At 64.9% G+C, this 8,440-nt stretch carries 7 protein-coding genes; 4 read left to right on the top strand and 3 right to left on the bottom strand.

The genetic code is table 11. From position 1 onward, the window contains the following. The first annotated feature begins 319 nt into the window (after positions 1 to 319). Positions 320 to 1,495, top strand: a complete 1,176-nt coding sequence (gene sucC / locus AC1DKD_RS17785; protein WP_477143528.1) for an ADP-forming succinate--CoA ligase subunit beta — start codon at positions 320 to 322, stop codon at positions 1,493 to 1,495. A gap of 1 nt (position 1,496) precedes the next feature. Further along, entirely contained in the window at positions 1,497 to 2,381 is an 885-nt protein-coding gene (sucD, locus tag AC1DKD_RS17790) for a succinate--CoA ligase subunit alpha (protein WP_477143529.1), read from the top strand. 80 nt (positions 2,382 to 2,461) lie between these two features. Here the strand turns inward: sucD and AC1DKD_RS17795 are convergent, their stop codons facing one another. Continuing rightward, entirely contained in the window at positions 2,462 to 3,181 is a 720-nt protein-coding gene (locus AC1DKD_RS17795; RefSeq protein WP_035862714.1) for a GntR family transcriptional regulator, read from the bottom strand. Between the two features lie 233 nt (positions 3,182 to 3,414). Beyond that, the gene (locus AC1DKD_RS17800) at positions 3,415 to 4,389 is read right to left on the bottom strand and encodes a 2-dehydropantoate 2-reductase (RefSeq protein WP_441630643.1); all 975 of its coding nucleotides are present in this window, start codon (positions 4,387 to 4,389) and stop codon (positions 3,415 to 3,417) included. A 269-nt stretch (positions 4,390 to 4,658) separates the two neighbouring features. Here AC1DKD_RS17800 and AC1DKD_RS17805 point away from each other — a divergent pair, with 269 nt between their 5' ends. Together AC1DKD_RS17805 and AC1DKD_RS17810 are read left to right on the top strand one after the other, a co-directional pair. Continuing rightward, positions 4,659 to 6,278, top strand: coding sequence for an OpgD/OpgG family glucan biosynthesis protein (locus AC1DKD_RS17805; protein WP_441630645.1), 1,620 nt, complete (start codon positions 4,659 to 4,661; stop codon positions 6,276 to 6,278). Between the two features lie 204 nt (positions 6,279 to 6,482). Beyond that, positions 6,483 to 7,175: a GntR family transcriptional regulator gene (locus AC1DKD_RS17810; protein ID WP_441630647.1), complete on the top strand. Its 693-nt coding sequence runs from the start codon at positions 6,483 to 6,485 to the stop codon at positions 7,173 to 7,175. A 46-nt stretch (positions 7,176 to 7,221) separates the two neighbouring features. Here AC1DKD_RS17810 and AC1DKD_RS17815 read toward each other — a convergent pair whose 3' ends face one another. Beyond that, the gene (locus tag AC1DKD_RS17815; protein ID WP_441630651.1) at positions 7,222 to 8,100 is read right to left on the bottom strand and encodes an EamA family transporter; all 879 of its coding nucleotides are present in this window, start codon (positions 8,098 to 8,100) and stop codon (positions 7,222 to 7,224) included. Positions 8,101 to 8,440: the final 340 nt, after the last annotated feature.

The following is an 8,440-nucleotide window of genomic DNA, read 5'->3' on the forward strand; positions in this document are numbered from 1 at the left end:
AAATTTGGATGCTTGCCCAGGAGTTTCAACGATGCGATGCAGCAAATCGCCGCAAGATGGATGACAAATAAGAACAATTGCTGAATACGTGCCGATTCATTCCGTTTCCGCACAGCTGAYGAGCGCCCCGGCCCCAGCCTCCGCTTCGTGGAAAATTCGCTTGTTTCTCGTTGATATATTACATACCATATTTCACAGCGCGTCTTGCCGGACCATCCGGTTTCGCGGCTCGCCGGCACCCGCATCACCAAGAGCGAGGAGACTTGTGAACATTCACGAATATCAGGCCAAGGAATAGCTCAGGCGCTTCGACGAGGCCGTGCCGCGCGGGGCCGTTGCGTTTACCCCGGAGGAAGCCGCCAGCGCGGCACGCAAGATCGGCGGATCGGTCTGGGTGGTGAAGTCCCAGATCCATGCCGGCGGCCGCGGCGCCGGCCGCTTTGCCGGCGATCCGGGCGGCAAGGGCGGCGTGCGCGTGGTCAAGTCAGTCGATGCCGTGCGTACGCAGGCCGAACAGATGCTCGGCAAAGTGCTGGTCACCAAGCAGACCGGAGAAGCCGGCCGCGAAGTGCGCCGCCTATATGTAGAAGAAGGCTGCGAGATTGCCCGCGAGCTATACCTGGGCATGCTGATCGACCGCGCCACCTCCCGCATCACGCTGATGGCCTCCACCGAAGGCGGCATGGAAATCGAGGAAGTCGCGGCCCGCACGCCGGAGAAAATCCTGAAAGTCGCGATCGAGCCGGCCAGCGGCATCCAGCCCTTCCACGCGCGCCGCCTGGCCTTTGGGCTGGGGCTGACCGGCAAGCAGGTCAGCGCGGCATCGCGCTTTATCCTCTCGGCCTACCGTGCATTTACCGAGCTGGACGCGTCGGTGGTCGAAATCAACCCGCTGGTGGTGACGCGCGCTGGCGACGTGATCGCGCTCGACGCCAAGTTCAACTTCGACGACAACGCGCTGTACCGCCATCCGGACATCGAAGCCTTGCGCGACGAAACCGAGGAAGATCCCGCCGAATCCGCGGCGGCCCGCCATGGGCTGAACTACGTCAAGCTCGACGGCAGCATCGGCTGCATGGTCAACGGCGCCGGGCTGGCCATGGCCACCATGGACATCATCAAGCTCTATGGCGGGGAGCCGGCCAACTTCCTCGACGTGGGTGGCGGCGCCACCAGGGAACGTGTGACGGCGGCATTCCGCCTGATCCTCGACGACCCCAAGGTCAAGGGCATCCTGGTCAATATCTTCGGCGGCATCATGCGCTGCGACGTGATCGCCGAAGGCGTGGTGGCCGCCGCGCGCGAGATCGACCTGACGGTCCCGCTGGTGGTCCGGCTGGAAGGCACCAACGTGGAACTCGGCAAGGCCATCCTGCGCGACTCCGGCTTGCCGATCCTGTCGGCCGACCACCTTGCCGACGCCGCGGAGAAAGTGGTCAAGGCCGTTCAAGGCGTCGTGCAAACTGGCAATAACGGCGATAAGGGAGGGAAATGACATGGCCGTACTGATCCATCAAGACACCAAGGTAATCTGTCAGGGCTTCACCGGCGCGCAAGGTACCTTCCACTCCGAACAGGCGCTGGCCTACGGCACGCGCATGGTCGGCGGCGTCACCCCCGGCAAGGGCGGCGAGACGCATCTCGGGCTCCCGGTGTTCGACACCGTAGCCGCCGCGGTGGAGCGCACGGGCGCCGACGCCTCGGTCATCTACGTGCCCCCGCCCTTCGCTGYCGACGCCATCCTGGAAGCCGTGGACGCGGGCATCGGCCTGATCGTGTGCATTACCGAAGGCATCCCGGTGATCGATATGGTGCGGGTCAAGCGCGCGCTATCCGGTTCGGGCAGCCGTCTGGTCGGGCCAAATTGTCCGGGCGTGATCACGCCGGGACAATGCAAGATCGGCATCATGCCGGGCCATATCCATCGCCCCGGCAAGATCGGCGTGGTGTCCCGTTCCGGCACGCTGACTTATGAAGCGGTGGCGCAAACCACGGCCGCCGGGCTCGGGCAGAGCACCTGCATCGGCATCGGCGGCGATCCGGTCAACGGCACCAACTTTATCGATTGCCTGCAGATGTTCCTGGCCGACGACGACACCGAAGGCATCATCATGATCGGCGAGATCGGCGGCTCTGCCGAGGAAGAAGCCGCGCAGTTCCTGCGCGATGCGCGCAGCGGCGGGCAGGCCAAACCCGTGGTGGGTTTTATCGCCGGCACCACCGCCCCGCCGGGCCGGCGCATGGGGCATGCAGGGGCCATCATCTCCGGCGGCATGGGGACCGCCGAGGCAAAGATCGACGCCATGCGCGCCGCCGGCATCCGGGTAGCGCGTTCGCCGGCCGAACTGGGCAAAACCATGGTGGCGGCGATGGGCGCGTAGCACGTTGGCGTTGTCAATGAAAAACGGCGGACAATATCCGCCGTTTTTCTTATTGCCATGGCGTCCGGTACGCTTGCTGCTCAATCGAGGAAATCGCAGTGCTTTTCGACATAGTCGGCGAGGTCCAGCGAATGCTGGCGCACCAGCTTCTCCGCCAGCTCGGTATCGCGCTTCTCCAGCGCCTCGATAATCCGCAAATGATCGACGATGGAACGCGAGGCGCGATCACTCTGCGAGATCGTCATCTTCCGTATCGCGCGCACATGGACAAAGATATTCTTGATCGAGTCCATGATGATCTGCGACTTCGACAACTGCACGATCGCCTGGTGAAAGGCGATATTCGCGTCGGAGTACTCCTCGATATGCTCAGCCGGGGTCGCATCGCGGAAGCTGTCGAACATATGGCGCAACTGCGCGATCTCCGCGTCGCTGGCATGCAAGGTGGCGAGGCGCGCGGCCATGCTCTCCAGCGCCGCCCACACCTGGATCATTTCCACGATCTCGCGCTTGGTCTTGCGCATGATGTAGATGCCGCGCCGCGGCACCGTACGCAGGAAACCCTCCTGCTCCAGGAGCGTCATGGCTTCGCGGATGGGGGTGCGGCTCACGCCCAGCGCTTCGCTCAGGACACGCTCGTCCAGCCGGATTTCCTCGGTCGACTGATAGATATCGGCGTCGGCAATGGCCTGGCGCAGCATGGCGTACGCCTGGTCGCGCAGGCTGGCGCCCGCATTGATGGGTTGCAGGGACAGGGTCAGTCCAGCTGGCTGAACGGCGGATGGGCTTTGCACAGACATGAATGGGCTCTTGTTGATACCAGCGCCTCGGCGCACAGGGCAGTGGCCGGCAGCTTGCCGCCTAGCTTACCAAAAGCAGCCATCACATGAGTCGAATGCATAGCAAAATGCACAATTGACATAAATCGGCTGCCGGGAACGGCGGTTTTACGTATATGGTATATCACATGGTGCGCCGCCGTAGTGGGCCGGCGCGGCCATGTGCTACCGGAATGCCTGCCCGGCCATCCCGCTCAAGCCGCCTGCGCCATCCTTTCGCGCTGCTTGATCAGGCCCAGCACCGTGTCCACCATCGGCGTGGGCTGCCGCACCAGCCGCCCCATTTCCTGCACCACGGTCAGCAAGGGGTCGATCTCCATCGCGCGCCCCGCTTCCAGATCCTGCAGCATGGAAGTCTTGTGCGCACCCACCGCGCCGGCGCCGTCGATGCGGCGCTCCACGTCGACGCGGAAATGCACACCGAAGCGCTCGGCAATCGCCTGGGCTTCCAGCATCATCGCCCGCGACAGCCCGCGGGTGGCGGGATCGGAAGTAATGATATCCAGCGTGGCGTGCGTAAGCGCGCTGATCGGATTGAAGCACAGGTTGCCCCACAGCTTGAGCCAGATCTCGTCGCGGATATTGTCGCGGATGGGCGCGTCCAGCCCGGCGGCCACCATCATTTCACTCAGGTGGCTGACGCGCGCCGACTTGCTGCCGTCGGGCTCGCCGAGCGGGAACTTCTTGCCGTAGACATGGCGAATGACGCCGGGCTCGGCAATCTCCGCGGCGGGATACAGCACGCAGCCGATYGCACGCTCGGGACCCAGGCCGCGCCACTGGCGCCCGCCCGGGTCCACGCTTTCCAGCGTGGTACCGGCCAGCGGGCCGCCATGCTGATGGAAGTACCAGTAGGGAATGCCGTTCACGCCAGTCACGATGGCCGTCTTCGGCCCGAGCAAGGGCTGCATCAGGTCCACCACGCCCGGCACGGAATGCGCCTTCAAGGTGATGAAGACGTAATCCTGCGGCCCCAGCTGGGCGGGGTCGTCGGTGCAGTTGACCCTGGCCACCCGCTCCTCCCCGTCGCACAGCAGGCGCAGGCCGTCGGCCTTCATCGCGGCGAGGTGGGGGCCGCGTGCGACCAGGCTGACTTCGGCGCCCGCCAGGGCAAGCTGAACGCCGATATAGCCGCCGATGGCGCCGGCACCATAGATACACACTTTCATCAGTTGTCTCCTGTGGTTTTATGGGTATATCCATTGATATATCACATACTATATCCCACAGAAAAAGAGTACAACCTCAATCTTGCAGGGCGGCGCCCCGGACACGTGTGGCACCGCCATCTACGCTGCGCGGGATCTCGGTGGCCGTTTAAGCCAAAAAATGCCATTTACAGCACTTTCAATCACCCTTTTCCGAACTTTCCTTCACCCCAAGCGTCATTTAGAGTTCTGCCCATTCCGGCGTGTTGCGCCAAGGATCCCTGCCTTCGATGATGAATCGCCGCACCCTGCTCGTTTCCGCGACCGCTTCCGCCGCCCTGGCGGCCCTCGGCATCACACCATCCGTGCTGGCGGCCGGCAAGATCAAGCTGGGCGACGCCCGCCCCTTCAGCTTCGACACCCTGATTGAGCAAGCCCGCACCCTGGCTGGCCGGGCTTATGCGCCCCCCGCCACGGCACCGGCCGACATCCTCGCCAGGATCGACTACGAGGCGCACGGCAAGATTCGCTTCAAGACCGATGACGCGCTGTTCGCGGACGGGCCCGGCCAGTTCCCGGTGACCTTCTTCCACCTGGGCACCTTCTTCCGCCAGCCGGTGCGCATGCACGTGATCGACAGCGCCAAGGGCGCGCCGGCGGCGCGCGAGATCGTGTATGACGAGTCGTATTTCGACATGCCGGCCGACAGCCCGGCGCGCAAGCTGGCGCGCGGCAGCGGCTTTGCCGGCTTCCGCTTCCAGGAAAGCCGCCTGGCCGACCAGAAGAAACTCGACTGGAAGAAGAACGACTGGGTGGCCTTCCTTGGCGCCTCGTATTTCCGCGCCATCGGCGAACTCTACCAGTACGGCCTGTCCGCGCGCGGCATTGCCATCGACGTGGCCGAGACCGGCAAGCCGGAGGAGTTTCCGAGCTTCACGCATTTCTATTTCGAGACGCCCGCGGGCAACGGCGACAGCGTCACGGTCTATGCCCTGCTCGATGGCCCCAGCGTGGCCGGCGCGTACCGCTTCGTCATGCAGCGCGGCAAAGGCGTGCTGATGGATATCGATTGCGCGCTGTTCCTGCGCAAGGATGTGGCGCGCCTGGGCCTGACGCCGCTGACGTCGATGTGCTGGTTCTCGGAAGCCAGCAAGGGCACCGCCGTGGACTGGCGCCCTGAAGTGCACGATTCCGACGGCCTGGCGATCTGGAACGGGGCCGGCGAACATATCTGGCGCCCGCTCAACAACCCGCCGCGCACCATGGCTTCGAGCTTTGGCGATGACAATCCGCGCGGCTTCGGCCTGCTGCAGCGCGATCGCAACTTCGATCACTACCAGGATGGCGTCCATTACGAGCGGCGGCCCAGCCTGTGGGTCGAGCCGCGCGACGGCTGGGGCGCGGGCACGGTGCAACTGATAGAAATTCCCACCGACGACGAGATCCACGACAACATCGTCGCGATGTGGGTGCCCAAGGCACAGGCCAAGGCCGGCAGCAGCTTCCGCTTGCGCTACCGGCTGCACTGGCTGGCCGACGAGCCTTATCCGAGCCCGCTGGCGCGTTGCGTGGCTACCCGGCTGGGCAACGGCGGGCAGCCCGGACAGGCACGCCCGCAAGGCGTGCGCAAGTTCATGGTGGAGTTCAAGGGGGCGCCGCTGGAGAAACTGCCCTACGGCACCAAGCCGGAAGCGGTACTGAGCAGTTCGCGCGGCACCTTTTCCTATATATTTACCGAAGCGGTGCCCAATGGCGTCGCCGGGCACTGGCGTGCCCAGTTCGATCTCACCGCCGAAGGCAAGGAACCGATCGACCTGCGCCTGTTCCTGCGCCTGGACGGCAAGCCGCTGTCGGAAACCTGGCTTTACCAGTACCACCCGTTCAACTCGCCGACTGGCCATGGCACTTGAGCGTTGGCGGCATCCCGCACGATGGCCGGGCGATGCCCGCCGCTCTGAGCAGGCTGGTGACGGACATACTGCTGGCATGATGTTGCCGCGCGTGAAGCGGGTATCATCACGGCAACCAGGCAGCCGGCTGTCCACCCTCCCCGGCTGCCGCGCCTTGCGCCATTACGACAACAACACATAACGACCACGGTTTCGACCGCTCCCATGATTTCCGCAGATCTCGCCGGCGCTGCCGGCACCGGTCCCGACGATTCCCTGCCCCGCGCCGAGCGGGCCTACCAGCACCTGCGCAACGCCATCCAGGCTGGGCAACTGCCCTCCGGCACCCGCCTGCGCGAAGTGGAGCTGGCGGCCACGCTGGGACTGTCGCGCACGCCGGTGCGCGAAGCGCTATCGCGCCTGGAGTCCGAAGGCCTCGTCGTCAACGAGCCCAACCGCGGCATGATGGTGACGCGACTCGACGCCAGCATGGTCAGCGAGCTCTATGTCATGCGCGAGGTGCTGGAAGGCACCGCCGCCGCGCTCGCCGCGCGCCACGCCACCGATGTGGAAATCTCGCTGCTGCGCGATATCGTCCAGCGCGACCTCGCCATCGCCGACCAGCCCGACAAGCTCGCCGCCAACAACCGGCTCTTCCACGAAACCCTGCACCGTTGCGCGCACAACCGCTACCTGCTCAAGACGCTACGCTCCCTGCACGAGTCGATGGCGCTGCTGGGCCGCACCACGCTGGCGCTGCCGGGACGCGCGCAGGTTTCCTACGAAGACCACATCGCACTGGTGGAAGCCCTGGAACAGCGCGAGCCCGCGCTCGCCGAGCAGATCACGCGCCGGCATATCCAGCAGGCCTACAAGGCACGCCTGTCGATGTGGATCGAAGAACAATCCGAATCCTGAGCCGCCGCCCCGCCAGTTGCCTCGGGCGGCCTCCGGCCTCCTGAAGTCACGCCGCCGCGACCGCCCGCGCGCCGCGCCAGGTACCCAGGCTAAGCACCGCAAGCGCCCCCAGGATCAGCGCCACCGCACCCAGGGTCTGCGGCGCGATCTGCTCGCTGCCCAGCCAGGCGCCTACAGCCAGGGCCACCGGCGGGTTGACATAGACATAGCTGCTGGAAATCGTCGGCGAGACGTTCGCCACCAGATGCATGTAGGCGGAAAACGCCACCAGCGATCCCGCCACCACCAGATAAACCCAGGCCCACCACGCCTGGCTGCTGACGGTACGCGGCCAGGGTTCGCCGAGCGCAGCGGAAAGCGCCAGCAGGATTGCCCCACCCAGCAGCATCTCCGCGGCAAACGCCACCGCGCCGCGTGGCAGGTCCAGGTGCCTGGCGAGCTGCGAGCCGAACGACCAGCTGGCAATGGCCGTCAGCAATGCCACAACCCCGGTGGCACTCGCGCGGAATTCCGCGCCGCCGGTCAGCACCAGGATGCCCTGGCTGCCCAGCGCGATGGCCAGCCCCTCATACCAGCGCGGCCGCCCGCCGAAGCAGAATCCCCAGAACAAACCAAAGATAGGCATCGCGCCGATCATCACGGTGGTCGCTCCGGAGGAAATGGTCTGCTCGGCCACCGCAGTCAGCCCCATGCCGCCGACCAGCAGGAAACCCGCCAGCACGGCGCAATTGCGCAACTGGCGCAGCGTCGGCATGGCAGCACCGCGATACCGCAGCCACAACGCCAGCAGCAGGCCCGCGCAGACAAAGCGCGAGCCCATCATCAGGAACGGCGGGAAGCTCTCCAGCGTGAAGCGGATTGCGAGATAGGTCGTGCCCCAAACCAGATAGGTGATCAGCAGGCAAAGGACGAGGCGGGGCGACAGCATGGCGAGCGCGGAGTGCCGCAGAAGACAGGGGCCTCCACGATAACGCCATCCCGCACGGCTTCAAAAGGAAAACGCCTGGCAAGCGTTGTTAGGCAAACTCACAAGGCAGGGAGACTGGTCTACCCGGAAGGCGGCAGCCGAAAGTGGAAGCCGGTGAGCGCTAACCGCGACCCGGTGAGTATCAAATAAGGTTCTTCAGACTTTCGTGTGGGTAGGTAGTACGCTTTCGCGCATGGCTTGGTAAGGAGGTGTGCGATGGACAGCGTGGAACTGTACCGGCAGCTGCTTGGCGTGACTGCGCCATGGACGGTGGAGCGTGTCGACCTGGACGTGGCGC

Source organism: Cupriavidus sp. 05T313 (assembly GCF_056396665.1).

What these genes read in the sequence shown, in the direction of transcription:
- AC1DKD_RS17805 (WP_441630645.1), top strand. Translation starts at nt 4,659, where the DNA reads ATGATGAATCGCCGCACCCTGCTCGTTTCCGCGACCGCTTCCGCCGCC.
- AC1DKD_RS17795 (WP_035862714.1), bottom strand. Translation starts at nt 3,181, where the DNA reads ATGTCTGTGCAAAGCCCATCCGCCGTTCAGCCAGCTGGACTGACCCTG.
- AC1DKD_RS17810 (WP_441630647.1), top strand. Translation starts at nt 6,483, where the DNA reads ATGATTTCCGCAGATCTCGCCGGCGCTGCCGGCACCGGTCCCGACGAT.